13 protein-coding genes and 1 pseudogene are annotated in these 17,213 nt (G+C 74.3%); 10 read left to right on the top strand and 4 right to left on the bottom strand.

Features of this window, described 5'->3' with window-relative positions; genetic code table 11:
- Window positions 1-4 precede the first annotated feature (4 nt).
- Window positions 5-1,528, bottom strand: a complete 1,524-nt coding sequence (locus tag ABT403_RS11055) for an aldehyde dehydrogenase (NADP(+)) (protein ID WP_344154566.1) — start codon at window positions 1,526-1,528, stop codon at window positions 5-7.
- Window positions 1,529-1,665: 137 nt separating this feature from the next.
- Here ABT403_RS11055 and ABT403_RS11050 point away from each other — a divergent pair, with 137 nt between their 5' ends.
- The 8 genes and pseudogenes from ABT403_RS11050 (at window position 1,666) to ABT403_RS11015 (ending at window position 10,687) form a co-directional block, all read left to right on the top strand.
- Complete coding sequence (locus ABT403_RS11050) at window positions 1,666-2,484, top strand: IclR family transcriptional regulator (RefSeq protein ID WP_344154569.1); 819 nt, start codon at window positions 1,666-1,668, stop codon at window positions 2,482-2,484.
- A gap of 87 nt (window positions 2,485-2,571) precedes the next feature.
- Window positions 2,572-3,564: a hypothetical protein gene (locus ABT403_RS11045; RefSeq protein ID WP_344154572.1), complete on the top strand. Its 993-nt coding sequence runs from the start codon at window positions 2,572-2,574 to the stop codon at window positions 3,562-3,564.
- An 86-nt stretch (window positions 3,565-3,650) separates the two neighbouring features.
- Window positions 3,651-5,024 (top strand): sensor histidine kinase, encoded by a 1,374-nt coding sequence (locus tag ABT403_RS11040; protein WP_344154575.1) that lies wholly within the window; start codon window positions 3,651-3,653, stop codon window positions 5,022-5,024.
- On the top strand, window positions 5,021-5,683 hold the full coding sequence (locus ABT403_RS11035) for a response regulator (protein WP_344154578.1): 663 nt from the start codon (window positions 5,021-5,023) through the stop codon (window positions 5,681-5,683). Before ABT403_RS11040 ends, ABT403_RS11035 begins: the two co-directional genes overlap by 4 nt.
- Before the next feature lie 62 nt (window positions 5,684-5,745).
- Window positions 5,746-7,194 (top strand): peptidoglycan D,D-transpeptidase FtsI family protein, encoded by a 1,449-nt coding sequence (locus ABT403_RS11030; RefSeq protein WP_344154581.1) that lies wholly within the window; start codon window positions 5,746-5,748, stop codon window positions 7,192-7,194.
- A gap of 45 nt (window positions 7,195-7,239) precedes the next feature.
- Window positions 7,240-7,749, top strand: a pseudogene (locus ABT403_RS11025) (GNAT family N-acetyltransferase); the annotation flags it as partial.
- Window positions 7,750-7,874: 125 nt separating this feature from the next.
- Window positions 7,875-8,582 carry a DsbA family oxidoreductase gene (locus tag ABT403_RS11020; RefSeq protein ID WP_344154586.1) on the top strand — a complete coding sequence of 236 codons (708 nt, stop codon included), beginning with the start codon at window positions 7,875-7,877 and terminating at the stop codon, window positions 8,580-8,582.
- Window positions 8,583-8,800: 218 nt separating this feature from the next.
- Window positions 8,801-10,687: a DNA/RNA non-specific endonuclease gene (locus ABT403_RS11015; protein ID WP_344154589.1), complete on the top strand. Its 1,887-nt coding sequence runs from the start codon at window positions 8,801-8,803 to the stop codon at window positions 10,685-10,687.
- Between the two features lie 21 nt (window positions 10,688-10,708).
- On the opposite strand, the gene ABT403_RS11010 is transcribed toward ABT403_RS11015, so the two are convergent.
- Window positions 10,709-11,779: a pyridoxal-phosphate-dependent aminotransferase family protein gene (locus tag ABT403_RS11010; RefSeq protein ID WP_344154592.1), complete on the bottom strand. Its 1,071-nt coding sequence runs from the start codon at window positions 11,777-11,779 to the stop codon at window positions 10,709-10,711.
- A 64-nt stretch (window positions 11,780-11,843) separates the two neighbouring features.
- Here ABT403_RS11010 and ABT403_RS11005 point away from each other — a divergent pair, with 64 nt between their 5' ends.
- Window positions 11,844-12,938, top strand: coding sequence for an amidohydrolase family protein (locus ABT403_RS11005; RefSeq protein WP_344154595.1), 1,095 nt, complete (start codon window positions 11,844-11,846; stop codon window positions 12,936-12,938).
- A 294-nt stretch (window positions 12,939-13,232) separates the two neighbouring features.
- Window positions 13,233-14,141, top strand: coding sequence for an SCO1860 family LAETG-anchored protein (locus ABT403_RS11000; protein WP_344154598.1), 909 nt, complete (start codon window positions 13,233-13,235; stop codon window positions 14,139-14,141).
- Between the two features lie 29 nt (window positions 14,142-14,170).
- Here the strand turns inward: ABT403_RS11000 and ABT403_RS10995 are convergent, their stop codons facing one another.
- Together ABT403_RS10995 and cobC are read right to left on the bottom strand one after the other, a co-directional pair.
- On the bottom strand, window positions 14,171-15,382 hold the full coding sequence (locus ABT403_RS10995) for a CapA family protein (RefSeq protein WP_344154601.1): 1,212 nt from the start codon (window positions 15,380-15,382) through the stop codon (window positions 14,171-14,173).
- A 293-nt stretch (window positions 15,383-15,675) separates the two neighbouring features.
- Complete coding sequence (gene cobC, locus ABT403_RS10990) at window positions 15,676-17,097, bottom strand: Rv2231c family histidinol phosphate aminotransferase CobC (RefSeq protein ID WP_425580136.1); 1,422 nt, start codon at window positions 17,095-17,097, stop codon at window positions 15,676-15,678.
- Window positions 17,098-17,213 lie beyond the last annotated feature (116 nt).

Genomic DNA, 17,213 nt, shown 5'->3' with positions numbered 1-17,213 from the left:
CCGCTCAGCCGCCGGTGACCCGGCGGGGGAGGGCCAGCGGGTTGGCCTCGCGCAGCTCCGGCGGGAGCAGCGCGTCCGGGACCGACTGGTACGCCACCGGGCGCAGCCAGCGCTCGATCGCCGTGCCGCCGACGGAGGTGGAGTGCGAGGTGGCCGCCGGGTAGGGGCCGCCGTGGTGCTGGGCGGGGGCCACCGCGACGCCGGTGGGCCAGCCGTTCACCACGATCCGCCCCGCCAGCCGGGTGACCTGCGAGATCAGTGCGGCCGCGGGGCCGGGGGCGCCCTCGGTCTCGGCCCGCGACAGCTGGAGCGTGGCGCTCAGGTTGCCTTCGAGCCGGTCCAGCACGGCGGCGGCCTCGTCGGGGCCGGAGTAGCGGACGACGACGGTCACCGGGCCGAAGCACTCCTCCAGGAGCACCTCGTACGGGCCGCCCTCCAGCAGCCGGGCCGCCGCGACGCTCAGGTGGCCCGCGCGGACGGTGTGCTCCCCGGCGGCGCCCGCGACGACGGGGGCGGTGACCCCGGGGAGCGCGGCCCGCTCGCGGACCCCGGCGACGAAGGCGTCCCGCATCCGGTGGTCGAGCAGCACCCCCGGTCCGGTCTGCCCGAGCCCCTTGGCGAGCGCGGCCGTGAGCAGGTCGCCGTCCGCGCCCTCGGGGACCAGGACCAGGCCGGGCTTCACGCAGAACTGTCCGACGCCCAGCGTGACGGAGGCGGCGAGCCCGGAGCCGATCTCCTCGGCGCGCTCGGCGGCGGCCGCCGGGGTGACCACGACGGGGTTGAGGGAGCCGAGCTCGCCGTGGAAGGGGATGGGCACCGGACGGGCGGCGGCCGCGTCGAACAGGGCCCGCCCGCCCCGGACGGAGCCGGTGAACCCGGCCGCGGCGACCAGCGGGTGGCGGATCAGCTCCAGGCCCGCGCCGAACCCGTGGACCACCGTCACCACCTCCTCCGGCAGCCCGCTCGCCACGGCCGCCCGGCGCAGCAGCGCACCGCACAGCTCGGAGGTGGCGGGGTGGTCGGGGTGGGCCTTGACCACCACGGGGCAGCCGGCGGCGAGGGCGCTCGCCGTGTCCCCGCCGGGCACCGAGAAGGCCAGCGGGAAGTTGGAGGCGGCGTAGACGGCGACCACCCCCAGCGGCACCTTGTAGCGGCGCAGTTCGGGGCGCGGCGGGGTGAGGGAGGGGTCGGCCCGGTCGATCCGGACGTCGAGGTAGGCGCCCTCCTCGACCACGTCGGCGAAGGACCGCAGCTGGCCGGTGGTGCGGGCGAGCTCGCCGGTGAGCCGGGCGGTGCCCAGCGCCGTCTCGGCGTCGGCGGCCTCCACGACCCGCGCGGCCGCCCCGTCGAGCAGATCGGCGGCGGCCCGCAGGAAGGCGGCGCGGGCGCCCGCGTCCGCCAGGGCGCCGCGCACGGCGTGGGCCGCCCGCACGGCCCGGTCCACGTCCGAGGCTGTGGCTTCCACCGCAACCCGTTCGCGCTGCTTCCCGGTGCGGGGGTCCACACTCCAGACTGGATTCGCCGTCATGGCCCGCTCCTCCTCGGATCGTTCAGTATTCTGAACGCCGTTCCGGTGGATGAATGATCACTTCTGCTGCGGACTCTAGGTTCCGCGTCCACCGGGTGACAAGAGGCATCAGAGCCGACCAGAGGGGAAGCAGGCGCATGACGACAGCTGAGACGGCCGGGACGGCCGGCCCTCCCGCACCGGCCGGGCCGGGACTCCCTCCGACGGCGCCGCCGGTCAAGTCGGCCGTGCGCACCGTCCTGCTGCTGGAGCACTTCGCGGCGCACCCGGGACTGCACAGCCTCGCCGACATCCAGAGCGACCTCTCCCTGCCCAAGTCCAGCCTCTACATGCTGCTGCGCACCCTGGTGAACCTGGGCTGGGTGGAGACCGACGCCACCGGGACCCGCTACGGCATCGGCGTCCGGGCCCTGCTCGTCGGCAGCTCCTACATCGACGGGGACGAGGTCGTCGCGGCGGCCCGGCCCAGCCTGGACCGGCTCTCCGACGACACCACCGAGACCATCCACCTGGCCCGGCTCGACGGGACCAGCGTCGTCTACCTGGCCACCCGGCCCTCCCGGCACTACCTGCGCCCCTTCACCCGGGTCGGGCGGCGGCTGCCCGTCCACTCGACCGCCCTGGGCAAGGCACTGCTGGCCACGCACACCGACGACGAGGTGCGCGCGCTGCTGCCGAAGCGGCTGGAGGCCGTCACGGAGCACACCATCACCGACCGGGAGCGGCTGGTGGAGGAGCTGGCGCTGGTCCGGGAGCAGGGCTACGCCGTGGACCGGGAGGAGAACACCCTCGGACTGCGCTGCTTCGGGGTGGCCGTCCCGTACCGGACGCCGGCCCGGGACGCGGTGAGCTGCTCGGTCCCGGTGGCCCGGCTGACGGAGGACCACGAGCGGACGATCAAGGCGGCGCTGTTCGAGGCGCGGGACCGGCTGTCGGTGGTGACGCGGCGCATGTGACGCGCCGGGTGCGCCTCCCCCACGCGGGGGAGGCGGTTCACCTTCGCGGGGGAGGTGGCGCGGAGCCGTGCACGGGACCGTTGACCCATGAGCACACGAGCCGTCCACGCGACGCACCCGATGAGCACGGCGCGGCCGCCGGTCCTCCCGCTGGGGACCGGGCGGCGCGTCCTGCGGGCCACCGCCCTCGCCGCCACCCTGCCCTACCTGACCATCAAGGCGGCCTGGCTGGCCGGGAGCCGGATCGGGATACCGGAGGGCAGCGTCCTGCTGAGGGCCGGGACGGCCCTGACCGTGGGCAACGCGATCACGCTCGCGATGGACGCCTGCGTGATCCTCCTGGTGCTGGTGCTCACCCGGCCGTGGGGCAGACGCGTGCCCGGCTGGCTGCTGACGCTGCCGGTGTTCACGGCCACGGGGCTGCTCACCCCGATCGTCCTCGGCTACCCGGCCCAGCTCGTCGTCAAGGCCCTGGGCCTGGGCGCCGGCGAGGCGGCCCGGGCGGCCCGGGAACCCTTCCTCGACTCCTGGGTGTTCGCGGTCGTCTACACCGGCTTCATCATCCAGGCGATAGCCCTGGCCGGACTGTTCGTCCCTTATGCGCGGGAGCGCTGGGGCAGGCGCCTGCAGGGCGCGCTCGGGCCGGGGCTCCCGTCGCCCACGGGGGTGGTGGCGGGAGCCGCGGCGCTGGCGGGCGCGGTGGCCGGAGCGGTCCAGCTGTACTGGGCCTTCGGCGGGACGGCCGGACTGCCCGCCGAGCGGGCGGCGGCGTACTCGGCGGAGACCGGCGTGGTCAGCGCGGCGCACGCGATATGCGCCTTCGCCGCCGTCACGGGGGCCGTGCTGCTGGCCCGGGGCGGAGCGGGCCGGGCGAGGTGGCCGCTGGCCCTCACCTGGATCGGCTCGTCGGCCGCGCTGGCCTGGGGGGCGTGGACCCTGATAGCCGTCCTGGGCGTGAACCTCGGCGAGGGCGAACCTTCCACCACCGTCTTCTTCCTGGCCTACGCTGACCAGATGATCACCGGGCTGCTGGCCGGGGCCGTCCTCGTCCGCCACCTCCGCTCCCGGGCGGAGGGCTGAGCCGGGGAGGCCGCGCGGGGACCGGCGGAGCCGGGGCGCTGACGGGGCCGGGGCGCTGACGGGGGAGAGGCGTGGACGGGGGAGGCATGGACGGGGGAAAGGGGGCGGCCGTGGGCCGGGCCGGTGGAGTCCGGGCGGTGCGGCCGGGGGCGTCGCTGCGGCGGGGGACCGGGCTGCTGGTGGGGGCGCGGGCCCGGCTGCGGTGGGTGCACCTGATACTCGGCGGGGCCCTGCTCATGCCGTACCTGCTGCTCGCCCAGGTCGGGGTGGGCGCGGCGGCCGGCGGGGTCAACGTGCTGGCCTCCTTCCCACTGACCCTGCTGTCCTACGCGGTCTCGCTGCCCCTGATCGCGGTGACCGGGGTGTTCGGGCTGGTCCGGCCGCTGTCGGTGACGGCCGTACGGGTCCTGACCGGGGTGCCGGGGGACCTGCTCGCGGACGGCCCGGCCCGGTCCTGGGGGGCCCGCTGGCGGGCCTCGGCCTGGTGGACCCTGCACCTGGGCATCGGGGCCGTGGTCAGCGGGATGACCCTCGCGGTGCCGCCCCTGGGGCTGGTCCTGATCGTCCTGCCGTTCTCCGGGGCCCTGCGGGCCTCGGTGTGGGGCGCGGGCGGGTTCGGCGCCTGGGCCGAACCCTGGCTCTCCCCCCTGATCGGGGCCGCGCTGCTGACCGCGCTCGCCGCCGTCTGCGCCGGGGCGGGGGCCCTGCTGGCCCGGCTCGCACCCGTGCTGCTCGGGCCCACCGCTGCCGACCGGCTGGCCGCCGCCGAGGAACGGGCCGCCGACCTCGCCGTCCGCAACCGGCTGGCCCGCGAGCTGCACGACGCCGTGGGGCACGCCCTGAGCGCCGTCACCCTCCAGGCGGGGGCCGCCCGGCGGGTCCTCGACCGGGACCCCGAGTTCGTCCGTGAGGCGCTCGCCGCGATCGAGGAGACCACCCGGCGCACCGTCGGCGAGCTCGACGCCGTCCTCGGCCTGCTGCGCGACGGCGACCCCGCCCGCGCCGACGCCATGCCCGCCCCGACCCTGGCCGGCGACCTCGACGGACTGCTGGCCCGCACCCGGGCCGGCGGCACCGTCCTCACCGCCGAGCAGGACCCCGGCCCCTCCGGGGACTGGACGCAGCTCCCGGCGATCGCCTCCCGCGAGGCGTACCGGATCGTCCAGGAGGGCCTGAGCAACGCCCTGCGCCACGGCGCCGGCCCCATCACCCTGCTGCTCCGCGTCCACACGTCCGAAGGCCACCGCGAACTGGAGATCACCATGACCAACCCGCCCGCCCAGCCCCCGCCCGCCCACGACGGCGCGCGGCGCACCACCGGCGGCCGCGGGCTGCACGGCGCCGCCGAGCGGGCCGCCCTCCTCGGCGGCCGCGTCGAGGCCGGCCCCCACGGCGAGCACTGGCGGCTGCGGGCGGTCCTGCCGCTGGGCGCCGCCCCGGTCACGGGCGGCGGGCGATGAGCCGGCCGCCGCTGCGCGTGGTCATCGCCGACGACGAGCGGATGGTCCGCACCGCCCTGCGGGTCATCCTGGACGCCGAGGCCGACCTGGAGGTGGTCGGCGAGGCCGCCACCGGCGCCGAAGCCGTCTCCCTGGTGCGCTCCCTGGCCCCCGACGTCGTCCTGATGGACGTGCGGATGCCCGAGATCGACGGCATCCGGGCCACCGAGCAGATCCTCGCCACCATGGCCGGCCCGCCCAGGATCGTCGTCGTCACCACCTTCGAGAACGACGCCTACGTCTACGACGCGCTGCGGGCCGGCGCGGCCGGCTTCCTCCTCAAGCGCGCCGACCCGGACGAGCTGATCGGCGCCGTCCGGCTCGTCGCCCGCGGCGACTCCCTCCTCTTCCCGGCGGCCGTCCGTACCCTGGCCGCCGCCCACACCGCGGCCGCCCCGCCGCCCCCCGCCTGGGCGGCCCGGCTCACCGACCGGGAGGCCGACGTCCTGCGCCTGATGGCCACGGGACTGTCCAACCACGAGATGAGCGAGCACCTCGGCGTCGGCCCGCAGACCGTCAAGACGCACGTGGCCGCCGTCCTCGCCAAAACGGGCTCCCGCGACCGCACCCAGGCCGTCATCGCCGCTTATGAAGGGGGCTTCCTCATGAAGAAAGCCTGAGAACCCCGCCACAATCGGGGCAGAGCGGAACGTCCGGGGCCACCGGGACGTCCTTCCGGGAGATGAACAAGACGATCAGGCGTGCGTCGGTCTTCTGTCTGCTTCTGGTGCTGGCCCTCTTGGTGCGGGTCACCTGGGTGCAGGCGTACCAAGGCCAGGCCCTCGCAGACGACAAGAACAACCGCCGCAACCTCATCGGGCAGTACGAGAACCCGCTGGGCAACATCATCGTGGGCGGGACGGCGATCACCGGATCGACGAAGACGGCCGGCAAGGACTTCGGGTACAAGCGCACCTACACCGACGGCCCCCTCTACGCGCCGATCACCGGCTACAGCTCCCAGGCCTTCGGCACGAGCATGCTGGAGGGCGTCTACAAGAACGTCCTCAACGGCTCCGACAGCCGGCTGAAGACGGTGATGGACATCCTCACCAACAAGCGGGCCGACCCGGGCAACGTGCTGACCACCATCGACAAGGACGTGCAGAAGGCCGCCTACGACGCCCTCGACGGCAAGCAGGGGGCCGCCGTGGCCATCGACCCGGCGACCGGGCAGATCCTCGCCGTGGTCAACAACCCCTCCTACGACCCGGGCCGGATCTCGGGCGCCGGCGACCAGGCCGCCTGGGACGAGCTCTCCGCCGACAAGGGCAAGGCCATGGAGAACGTGGCCCTGCGCAAGCCCCAGGCCCCCGGCTCCACCTTCAAGCTGGTGACCCTGGCCGCGGCGATCGAGAACGGGCTCGTCTCGAGCATCGACCAGCCGACCGGGGTCCCCGGGAACTACACCATCCCCGGCACCCGGACGAAGCTGCCCAGCGAGGCGGGCGACGAGGCCTGCAACAACGTCTCCGCCCGCACCGCCCTCAAGCTGTCCTGCAACAACGTCTTCGCGGAGCTGGCCTCCAAGCTCGGCCAGGACAAGATGCGGGCCATGGCCGAGAAGCTCGGCTTCAACACCCAGATCGACACCCCGGTCCGCACCAACCCGCCGAGCAAGTACCCGACGAAGAAGCTCTCCGTCGACCAGGTCGCGCAGACGGGTATCGGCCAGTTCGACGTCCAGGCCACCCCGCTCCAGATGGCCATGGTGACCTCCGCCATCGAGAACGGCGGCAAGCTCGTCGCCCCGCACATGGTCTCCGAGGTGACCGACTCGGGCGGCACCGTGCTGGAGAGCTTCAAGGAGCCCAAGAGCCAGCAGGTCATGAGCGCCAGGACCGCCTCGATGCTCCAGGACGCCATGCGCACCGTCGCCACCGACGGCGGCGGCAAGCCCGCGCAGGTGGCGGGCGCCGAGGTCGGCGGCAAGACGGGCACCGCCCAGCGCGGTGTGAACAACAACATCCCGCCGCTGGCCTGGTTCACCTCCTACGGAAAGGCGGGCGGCAAGCAGATCGCCGTGGCCGTCATGATCGAGAACTCGGACACCGACCGCTCCGAGATCGGCGGCGGCAAGCTCGCCGCTCCCATCGCCCAGAAGATGATGGCGGCGTGGCTGAAGAAGTAGCCACCGCCTGAAGGGCCGCCGCGCGCCGGGAACCGACGGGGTTCCCGGCGCGTTCCCCTTCCCATGATCAGGACCGCACTCCCCGAAGACCTGGACGCCATCGCCGCCCTGCACACCCGGGCGCGCGCCACCTACTACCGGGGCCGCATCCCCGAGCAGGCCTACGCGGGCGAGGCCGAACTGGCCCGCTCCCGCGAGGGCTGGACCCGCGCGGTGAACCGGTCCGAGACGGAGGGCCGGGTCTTCTGCGCCGAGCGGGACGGGGAGATCACCGGGGTGGCCGCCTTCCTCACCGCCGGCGGCGAGACCACCCTCACCCAGCTCCACGTGGACCCCGCCCACTGGCGCCGGGGCACCGGGGCCGCCCTGCACGCCGCCTGCCTCGCCGCCTGGCGCCGGGCCGGCGTGGAGCGGGTCCGCCTGGAGGTCTACGAGCACAACCTGCGCGCCCAGGCCTTCTACGCCTCCCACGGCTGGCGCCCCGACCCCTCGGCCGTCCCCGCCGGCTCCCACCGCACGCTGTGGCTGGAGGTGGGGGAGGCCTCGGGGGATTGAGGGGCCTCCGGAGAATCGGCGGCGTCCGGGGAATGAGACGGTCCGGTGAATGGTTGAACCACAAACCGTTTCGCCCGGCGAAACCCCGCCCCACCCCCACCCGGAACCCGGAGAGAAGAAGGATCATGCGCGTCGAGATTTGGAGCGACATCGCCTGCCCCTGGTGCTACATCGGAAAGGCCCGTTTCACCAAGGGCCTGGCCGAGTTCGCGCACCGCGACGAGGTGGAGGTCGTCTACCGCTCCTTCGAGCTCGACCCGGGCAGCGCCAAGGGCGTCACCGCGCCGGTCCTGGAGATGCTCGCCCGCAAGTACGGCCGCACGCTGGAGGAGGCGCGCGGCATGGAGGAGCACGTCGCCGCCAGTGCCCGCGCCGAGGGGCTGGAGTACCGGACCGACGGCCGCGACCACGGCAACACCTTCGACATCCACCGCCTCCTGCACCTGGCCGCCGCCCGGGGCCGGCAGGTGGAACTCCTCGACCTCGCCTTCCGGGCCAACTTCGCCGAGGAGCGGTCCGTCTTCGACGCGGAGGTGCTGCTCGCCCTCGCGGTGGAGGCCGGACTGGACGAGGCCGAGGCCCGCGCCGTCCTCGCCGACGACTCCGCCTACGCCGCCGAGGTCCGGGCCGACGAGCGCGAGGCGGCCGAACTGGGTGCCAACGCCGTCCCGTTCTTCGTCCTCGACCGCCGCTACGGCATCTCCGGCGGCCAGCCCGCCGAGGTGTTCACGCAGGCCCTGGAGCAGGCCTGGGCCGGACGCGAACTGCCCGAACTGGCTGCCGGCGCCGAGGCCTGCGAGCCCGACGGGGCCTGCGCCGTCCCGCAGGCCTGACCCGTCGCCCGTGCCCCGGGGCGCCCGCGTACCTCCCGTACCGGGCGCCCCGCGGCCGTGACCGTACGGCCCGGCCCGCTCGGCGCGCCCGTCGCGCGGCCCGGCCGTAGGCTGGACGTGCGCGCGCGGGGCGGGCGCCTCCACCCGTTCGCGGCGCGCCAGTTCGCTTCGGTTTCAACCAGCTCGGGGAAACGACTCCTTTGCGGAAGGAGACCCCGATGTCCGCCAGAAAGCGCACGTCCGCCGCCTCCGGGGCCGCCGCCACGGCGGACGGCCAGGAACAGCTCCTCGCCTCGGCCAAGCAGTACATCCGCACCCACGGGTCCGGTTTCCTCAAGGACCCCAACATCTCCTCGATCGGCATCGGCTACCGGGAGACGAAGGGCAGGCGGACCAAGGAACTCACCCTCCAGTTCACCGTCGACGCCAAGGTGACCCCGGAGGGCATGGCCCCCCTGAACACCACGCAGATCCCCCCGGTCATCGACCTCGGCGGCGGCCGGACCCTGCGCACCGACGTGATCGAACGCAGCTACCAGCCGCACTTCCTCGTCGTTCCCGAGGCGCAGACCCCGGAGCGGCAGAAGCGCGTCGACCCGGTCCGCCCCGGAGTGAGCGTCAGCAGCGTCCACCTGCACGCGGGCACCCTAGGCTGCGTCGTCTTCGACAAGAACGACGGCGCCACCTGCATGCTCAGCAACTGGCACGTGCTGAACGGCCGCGACGGCACGACGGGCGACGAGGTCATCCAGCCGGGAACGGACGACGACAGCCGGTTCGCCGCCAACCGCCTCGGCGTCCTGCGCCGCGCCCACCTCGGCACCGCCGGCGACTGCGCCGTCTCGACCATCACCGAACGCGGCGTCGACCCCGGCATCCTCGGCCTCGGCGTCACACCCAAGCAGCTGGGGGAGCCGCACATCGACGACAAGGTCGTCAAGTCCGGCCGTACCACCGGCGTCACGCACGGCATCGTCACCCGCCCGTTCGCCAAGGTCCGCGTCCCCTACGGTCCGCTGATCGGGACCAAGGAGATCGAGTGCTTCGAGATCGGCCCGGACCCCCGCCACCCCGCAGCCGGCGGGGAGATCAGTACGCACGGCGACTCCGGTTCGGCCTGGATGTTCAAGACGCGGTCCGGCCGGCCCTCGGACGTACTGGCCGGCCTGCACTTCGGCGGCGAGGACGAGTCCGACCCCGTGGACCGGGCGCTGGCCTGCTTCCCGCGCGCCGTCTTCGAACAGCTGAAGATCACCCTGGACCCGCCGGCCGTGGCCTCCCCGGAGTCCCTGACCGCCGGGTACGACCCCGGGTTCCTCTCCGTGCCGGTGCCCACCCCCTCGCTCAACCCCTCGATCAAGGACACCGCCGTACGGATCGACGGCTCCGAGGTGATCCCGTACACCCACTTCTCACTGGCGCTGAGCAAGCCGCGGCGCTTCGCGATCTGGGTGGCCTGGAACATAGACGGCGGTGCGCTCAAGGCCCTGAACCGCAAGGGGATCGACTTCGTCAAGGACCCGCGCGTGCCGGCCGGCGACCAGGTCGACAACGCCCTGTACAAGGGCGCCGCCAACCGGCTCGACCGCGGCCACATCGCCCGCCGCGCCGACCTCTGCTGGGGTCCGCTGCCCGAGGCCCAGAAGGCCAACCACGACTCCTTCTTCTACACCAACATCACTCCGCAGATGGACGACTTCAACCAGAGCAAGCGCAACGGCCTCTGGGGAAGGCTGGAGGACGCGGTGTTCGAGGACGTCGACGTCGACCACCTCAAGGTGAGCGTCTTCGGCGGGCCGGTCTTCCAGGACGACGACCGGGAGTTCCGCGGCGTGCGGATCCCCCGCGCGTTCTGGAAGGTCATCGCCTTCTCCGAACAGGGCACGTTCAAGGCCAAGGCGTTCCTGCTGGCGCAGAACCTGGTCCTCCCCGAGTCCCTCGAACTGGACGAGTTCCGCGTGTTCCAGGTCAAGGTCGACGAGATCCAGAAGCAGGCCCACATCCGCTTCCCCGCCGTGATGACCGCCGCCGACACCCTCGTGGTCCCGGAGTCGCTGGAGGAGCGGCAGCCGTTGGAGAGCCTGGCGGACATCGACTGGAGCTAGGCCGTCCCTTTCGGAACCGGCCTACCGCCAGGCCGCCGAGGCCGCCTCCACCGCCGCCTCGGGGTCCGCCGACAGGGCCGACGCCAGGGCGCGCAGCGACGCCGCCACCGCCTCCCGCGAGGCCGCCGGGCCGTAGTGGTTGACCCGCACCATCTCCTGGGCGAGCGCCCCGCCGCCCGCCGCGAGCGGGGCCGAAGCGTCCGCCGCCAGGGCCTTGGCCACCACGGCCGAGGCGTCCGGCACGCGCAGCGTGGTCGCCACCGGGGCGGCCTGCGCCGGATCCCCGACCCACGGGGCCAGGCCGAGCGCGGCCGCGCCCGCCCGGGTGGCCCGGGCCGCCGCCGCGTGCCGGCCGTGCACGCCGGCCAGGCCCTCCTCCGCGATCCGGTCCAGGCAGGCCTCCAGCGCCAGCATCTCCAGCTGCGCCGGGGCGTGCGGGAGCGTCCTGCGGCCCCCGTCGATCCAGCGCTCCTTCCAGTCCAGCAGGGAGAGGTACGAGCGCCGGGGCGCGGCCGGGTTGGCCGCGAACCGCTCCCACGCCCGCTCGCTCACCGACACCGCCGAGACCCCCGCCGGGCCGCCCATGGCCTTCTGCCCGCCGATCACGCACAGGTCCACGCCCCACGCGTCCGGCAGCAGCGGCTCGGCACCCACCGAGGCCACCGCGTCCAGCATGAACAGCGCCCCGTGGGCCCGTACGGCCTCGCCGATCTCCGCGACCGGGTTGGTGTTGCCGGTGGCCGCCTCGGCGTGCACCAGCGAGACGAAGTCGATCTGCGGGTGCTCCGCCAGCGCGCGGGCCACCTGCTCGCCGCTCACCGCCGTGTCGAAGGGCACCGCCAGGTCCACCACCTCCGCCCCGGCGTCGCGCAGCCAGTTGCCGAACGTGGTCCCGTACGGGCCGGTGACGACGTTCAGCGCCGTCGAACCGGGCCGCGCCCCCGAGCGGATGCAGCCCTCCAGCGGCAGCAGGGCCTCGCCCTGGGTGATCACCACGTCGTGCCGGGTGTCCAGCAGCCGCGCGACCCCCCGCTCGACGGCGGCGAAGCGCTCGGCGGTCAGCGGCGGAAGGTCCAGCAGGGGGTGGGTCACGGCGGTGCTCTCTTCGTCCGGGGTCTCCGGCCGAGCCTACCCAGCGCGCACGTACAGTGCGGACATGAGTGATCACGATGGTGTGCTCCATGTGAAGGGACGCGTGCTCGTCGGGCCCCACGAGGTCCGCGACGAGCTCTGGGTCGTCGGCGGACGGATCTCCTACGAGCGGCCGGCCGCCGCCCGCGAGGTCACCACGGTCACCGGCTGGGTCCTGCCGGGACTGGTCGACGCGCACTGCCACGTCGGCCTCGACGCCCACGGCCCGGTCGACGCCGCGACGGCCGAGCGGCAGGCCCTCACCGACCGGGACGCCGGCACCCTCCTCATCCGCGACGCGGGCTCCCCCTCCGACACCCGCTGGATCGACGACCGCGAGGACCTCCCGAAGATCATCCGCGCGGGCCGGCACATCGCCCGGACCCGCCGCTACATCCGCAACTACGCCCACGAGATCGAGCCGCCGCAGCTCGTCGAGTACGTGGCCCGAGAGGCCCGGCGCGGCGACGGCTGGGTCAAGCTCGTCGGCGACTGGATCGACCGCGAGGCCGGCGACCTGACGGCCTGCTGGCCGCGCGCCGAAGTGGAGGCGGCCATCGCCGAGGCGCACCGGCTGGGCGCCCGGGTCACCGCGCACTGCTTCGCGGAGGACTCGCTGCGCGACCTCGTCGAGGCGGGCATCGACTGCGTCGAGCACGCCACCGGGCTCACCGAGGACACCATCCCCCTCTTCGCCGAGCGCGGGGTCGCGATCGTCCCCACCCTCGTCAACATCGCCACCTTCCCGAACCTGGCGGCGGGCGGCGAGGCCAAGTTCCCCCGCTGGTCGGCGCACATGCGCAGGCTCCACGAGCGCCGCTACGACACCGTCCGCGCGGCCTGGGACGCGGGCGTCGGGGTCTACGTCGGCACGGACGCGGGCGGTTCGCTGCCGCACGGCCTGGTCGCCGCCGAGGTGCAGGAGCTCGTGAAGGCCGGGATCCCGGCCCTCGACGCCCTCTCGGCCACGGCCTGGGCGGCCCGCGCCTGGCTCGGCCGGCCCGGCCTGGCCGAGGGCGCCCCCGCCGACCTGGTGGTCTACGGCTCCGACCCGCGCGAGGACGTACGGGTGCTGGCGCGGCCGGAACGGGTGGTCGTGGACGGGGCGGTCCGCGCCTGACCGGCCCGGCCGCACGGGGTTGACGGGCCGTGACGCGACGGCCCCGTCAGTCGTTGGAGACGGCCGAAATGCGGTGGTGGCGACGGCGGTTATGAGACATGAGGGAACTCATGTGCCGTGTGAGGCGCGACAAATCGAATACACGCATGGAAACCACCCGTTGGGGTGAACTCACGGCAGGTGGCTGTCCGTTCACTCACAGTGCGTAAAGATTTCGAGCGTCGAAGCCGTCGGCCGCGCGATGTCCCCCATTGGCGCCGCGACGGCACCCATCTCACCGGGGGTTCCACCACCTTGAACAGCAACACCTTCCGCCTGCCCGCGGCCGTTCTGCTCGCCACGGGGGCGGTGGCCCTGCTCGCCGCGCCCCCCGCCCTCGCCACGGACGGCGGCAGCGCGGACCGGGGCGGCTCCGGAGCCGTCGTCCTGCGCACCGGACTGGACGTGGGCCTGCTCAACAAGGCCGTGCACGTACCGCTGAAGGCCACCCTCAACGAGGTCAGCGCGCCCGCCGCGGCCGAGAAGACGGCCCTCACCGTGACCCTCGACGGAGCCGAGCAGGGACAGCCGGTGAACGTCCTCAAGGCGGACGTCGCCACCGCCAAGGCCACCGCCGACGAGACCGGCGCCCGGGCCGAGGCCAACCTCGCCCACGCCCGGGTGCACGTCCCGGGCCTTCCGCTGCTCTCCCTCATCGAGGTGGAGAAGGTCACCTCCAAGGCCGTCTGCGAGCCCGGCAGGCAGCCGGTCGCCACCTCCGACGTCCTCGGCACCGTCACCGCGCTCGGCAAGAAGGTCACCCTGACGGCCGGCGGCCCCACCAAGGTCGAGGTCCCGGGCGTCGGCCTGGTCTCCCTGGAGCTCTCCGGTACGCAGACCACCTCCACCACCGCCGCCGCGGCCGCGCTCCGCCTGAAGGTGTCGGTGAACCCGCTGAACCTGGGCGTGGCCCAGGTCGAGGGCGAGGTCGTCCTGGCGGAGGCGCACTGCGTGTCCCCGAAGACCGCCGCCAAGCCCCCGGCGAAGCCGGACGTGAAGCCGGACGTGAAGCCGCAGACCGCCGTCGTCTCCGGCTCGACCCAGGCCAACCTCGCCGAGACCGGGGCCGGTCCGCTCACCCCGTGGGTCGCGGGCGGCGCGCTGCTCCTCCTCGGCGCCGGCGCGGGAGCCCTCGTCCTGACCCGTCGGCGCCGCGCCTCCTGACGGGACCCCGGGCCCGGTGCGGGTCCCGGTCAGCGGGTCGCGCGGGTCAGTCCCTGACCGGTCGCGCCCCGCGAGGTCACGGCCGAGGTGACCTCCTTGTCCACCCGGGCGTACTCGGCCCGCTTGGCGGCCGGCGCGCCGGCGCCGTCCGCCTCCGCACAGGAGGCGCAGACGACGCGGAACGGCGGCCCCATGTCCGAGTACTGGGTGAGGTATTCGGCCTTGACCACCTCCCAGCGGCCCGGATGCGCGGCCGCCGGGGCGAAGGTGAAGCGGGGGACGGACGACATGTTGCCGCGCGCCTTCTCCGTCTCGTAGAAGCTGGCGATCTGGTCGCCCATGCCGTAGACGACCCAGGTGCCGTTGATCTTCTCGTAGGGCTGCGGGACGTGGTTGTGCGTGCCGAGGATCAGATCGACGTCGGGGAGGCCGTCCGCCCCGCGCGAGGCGGTCAGCGCCTGCGCCAGCTCCTTCTGCTGCTGGTCGGGCGCGGTCTGCCACTCGGTGCCCCAGTGGACGCTGAGGACGACGACGTGCGCGCCGGCCGCCCGGGCCGCGCGGGCGTCGGCGATGATCCGCCCCTGGTCGATGAGGTTCACGGCCCAGGGCTTGTCGGCCGGGAGCGGGATCCCGTTCGTGCCGTACGTGTAGTCCAGCTGGGCGACCTTCGCCCCGCCGGCGGAGAGCAGCGCCGGGGCCTTGGCCTCCTCGGCCCGGCGGGCCGACCCCACGTGCTTGAGGCCGACGCGGTCGAGGTGGTCCAGGGTGCGGGAGAGCCCGTCGAAACCGTCGTCGAGGGTGTGGTTCGAGGCGGTGGAACAACTGTCGTACCCGGCGTCCTTGAGGGCGTCGGCCAGTTGGTGGGGGGCCTTGAAGGCGGGGTAGCCGGTGTAGGGGCCGCCGGGCTTTCCGTACGGTATCTCGTGGTGGCATATCGCCAGGTCGGCGGCGGACACGAGGGGCTTGACGCCGGCGAGTATCTTCCGGAAGTCGTACCCGTCGCCGCCGGCGTCGTCCGCGGCCCGCTGGATGATGGACGGGTACGGGATGATGTCGCCGGTCGCGACGAGCGTGAACGGCTTCCCGTCCGGGACGGCCTTCCCGCCCGGGTTCCGCTCGCCCTGGAGGCGCTGCTCGGTGGTGGCCGTGCCCTTGTCGAGCAGGGTGGGTACCGCGTACACCGCGCCGCCGACCACCCCCACGACCAGCAGCCCCATGGTTACGCGCGTCGCCGCCCTCATGTCCCGTCCCCCGTTTGCCGATCGACCTGCCCCGCCATGCTAGGCCGTCTCTTCCGGACCTTGCTCCCCCAGCTACCGCTGGGAGGTACCCCCAGACCCGCGCCGCCCGGCACCGCACCTCGCCGCCTTGGCCGGGCGCCAAGTACGTCCAGTACTCCGGCGCCCAGCCAAGGCGCCGATGCACGGCACCGAACGACGCGGGCTTTACCGGCAAGATCCGAAAGAGACGCCCTAGGCGCGGCCCGCCGCGCGCGCCCTCCGGGGGGGGAGCCCCCGGGAAACCCCGCCCCCCGTTACGGCGCGGCCAGCGCGAGGGCGTGGTCCAGGGCCTGGAGGAGGCGGCCCGTCGTCGCCCGGTCCCGTACCGCCAGCCGCAGCCACGACGCGTCCAGCCCCGGGAACGTGTCCCCCCTGCGCACCGCGAAGCCCAGCGCCCGCAGCCGCGTGCGGACCTCCGCCGCGCCGGGGATCCGGACCAGCACGAACGGTCCCTCCGCCACCCCCGAGACCGTGACCTCCTCGAACTCCGCCAGCCCCGCCAGCAGGTGCGCCCGGTCCACCGCGATCCGCCGGGCCGCCGCCTCCGCCTCCTCCAGCGCCTCGGGCGACACACAGGCCTCCGCCGCCACCAGCGCCGGCGTCGACACCGGCCACAGCGGCTGCGCCGCCGCCAGCTTCGCGATCACCTCCGGCTCGGCCAGCACGTAGCCGATCCGCAGCCCCGCCAGCCCCCACGTCTTCGTCAGGCTCCGCAGCACCACCAGCCCCGGCACGTCCATCCGTCCGGCCAGAGCCTCCCGCTCGCCCGGCACCGCGTCCATGAACGCCTCGTCCACGACCAGGGTCCGTCCCGGCCGGGCCAGCGCGGCCAGCGTCGCCGCCGGGTGCAGGACCGACGTCGGGTTGGTGGGGTTGCCCACCACCACCAGGTCCGCCTCCTCCGGCACCGCCGCCGGGTCCAGCCGGAACCCGTCCTCGGCCCGCAGCACCACCCGCTCCACCCGGTGCCCGGCGTCCCGCAGGGCCGCCTCCGGCTCGGTGAACTGCGGGTGCACCACCACCGGCCGCTGCGCGTCCAGCGCCCGCGCGATCAGCACGAACGCCTCCGCCGCCCCCGCCGTCAGCAGCACCCGCTCGGCCGGCAGCCCGTGCCGCCGGGCCACGGCGGCCCGCGCCGCCCGGCCGTCCGGGTACGCCGCGAGGTCCCCGAGGGAGGCCGCGATCCGCTCCTTGAGCCACGCCGGCGGCGTGTCCGACCGTACGTTCACCGCGAGGTCCACGAGCCCGTCGCCCGCGTCGGCCACCTCCGCGTCCCCGTGGTGGCGCAGGTCGTGCTCCTCGACGGTGGCCACCGCGCAGGTCGCCGCCATCGAACGCCGCTTGGGCACGAGGAGCTCCCCGCCCCCCGCGAGCGCCGCCGCCTCCGCGACCGAGGCCGTCCCGGTGGCCTCCCGCACGGCCGGTGAGGGGTGCGGGACGGCGATCCGCGCGAGCTCCTCGGCGGGGTAGCCCACCAACGGCACGCCGAAACGTTCCGCCGCGCCCGCGATCCCCGGCTCCGGCGTCTTCGAGTCCACCGTCGCCAGCGCCGTCACCGCCCCGGCGGTCAGCCCGGCCCCGCGCAGGGTCTCCTCGATCAGCGCGCAGACCTCCGCCACGGAAACCCCCGCGCGTCCGCCGACCCCGACCACCAGCCGTGTCACGTACTCGCCCACCGGGGTCCTCCCTCCGTACTGGTGTCCGTCGTCTGTCGTCTGTCGTCATCACCGTGACCCCCGCCGCCCGCGCGGCGGAAGTGCGCGAGGCGCCGCCAGTAGGTATCCAGGGGCAC

The sequence above is a fragment of the Streptomyces sp. NPDC000075 genome, assembly GCF_040301925.1.
In the GTDB taxonomy this organism is placed as follows: domain Bacteria; phylum Actinomycetota; class Actinomycetes; order Streptomycetales; family Streptomycetaceae; genus Streptomyces; species Streptomyces polychromogenes.
This window is presented reverse-complemented; position numbering and strand designations above follow the sequence as displayed.

What these genes read in the sequence shown, in the direction of transcription:
- ABT403_RS11055 (WP_344154566.1), bottom strand. Translation starts at nt 1,528, where the DNA reads ATGACGGCGAATCCAGTCTGGAGTGTGGACCCCCGCACCGGGAAGCAG.
- ABT403_RS11050 (WP_344154569.1), top strand. Translation starts at nt 1,666, where the DNA reads ATGACGACAGCTGAGACGGCCGGGACGGCCGGCCCTCCCGCACCGGCC.
- ABT403_RS11045 (WP_344154572.1), top strand. Translation starts at nt 2,572, where the DNA reads ATGAGCACACGAGCCGTCCACGCGACGCACCCGATGAGCACGGCGCGG.
- ABT403_RS11040 (WP_344154575.1), top strand. Translation starts at nt 3,651, where the DNA reads ATGGACGGGGGAAAGGGGGCGGCCGTGGGCCGGGCCGGTGGAGTCCGG.
- ABT403_RS11035 (WP_344154578.1), top strand. Translation starts at nt 5,021, where the DNA reads ATGAGCCGGCCGCCGCTGCGCGTGGTCATCGCCGACGACGAGCGGATG.
- ABT403_RS11030 (WP_344154581.1), top strand. Translation starts at nt 5,746, where the DNA reads ATGAACAAGACGATCAGGCGTGCGTCGGTCTTCTGTCTGCTTCTGGTG.
- ABT403_RS11020 (WP_344154586.1), top strand. Translation starts at nt 7,875, where the DNA reads ATGCGCGTCGAGATTTGGAGCGACATCGCCTGCCCCTGGTGCTACATC.
- ABT403_RS11015 (WP_344154589.1), top strand. Translation starts at nt 8,801, where the DNA reads ATGTCCGCCAGAAAGCGCACGTCCGCCGCCTCCGGGGCCGCCGCCACG.
- ABT403_RS11005 (WP_344154595.1), top strand. Translation starts at nt 11,844, where the DNA reads ATGAGTGATCACGATGGTGTGCTCCATGTGAAGGGACGCGTGCTCGTC.
- ABT403_RS10995 (WP_344154601.1), bottom strand. Translation starts at nt 15,382, where the DNA reads ATGAGGGCGGCGACGCGCGTAACCATGGGGCTGCTGGTCGTGGGGGTG.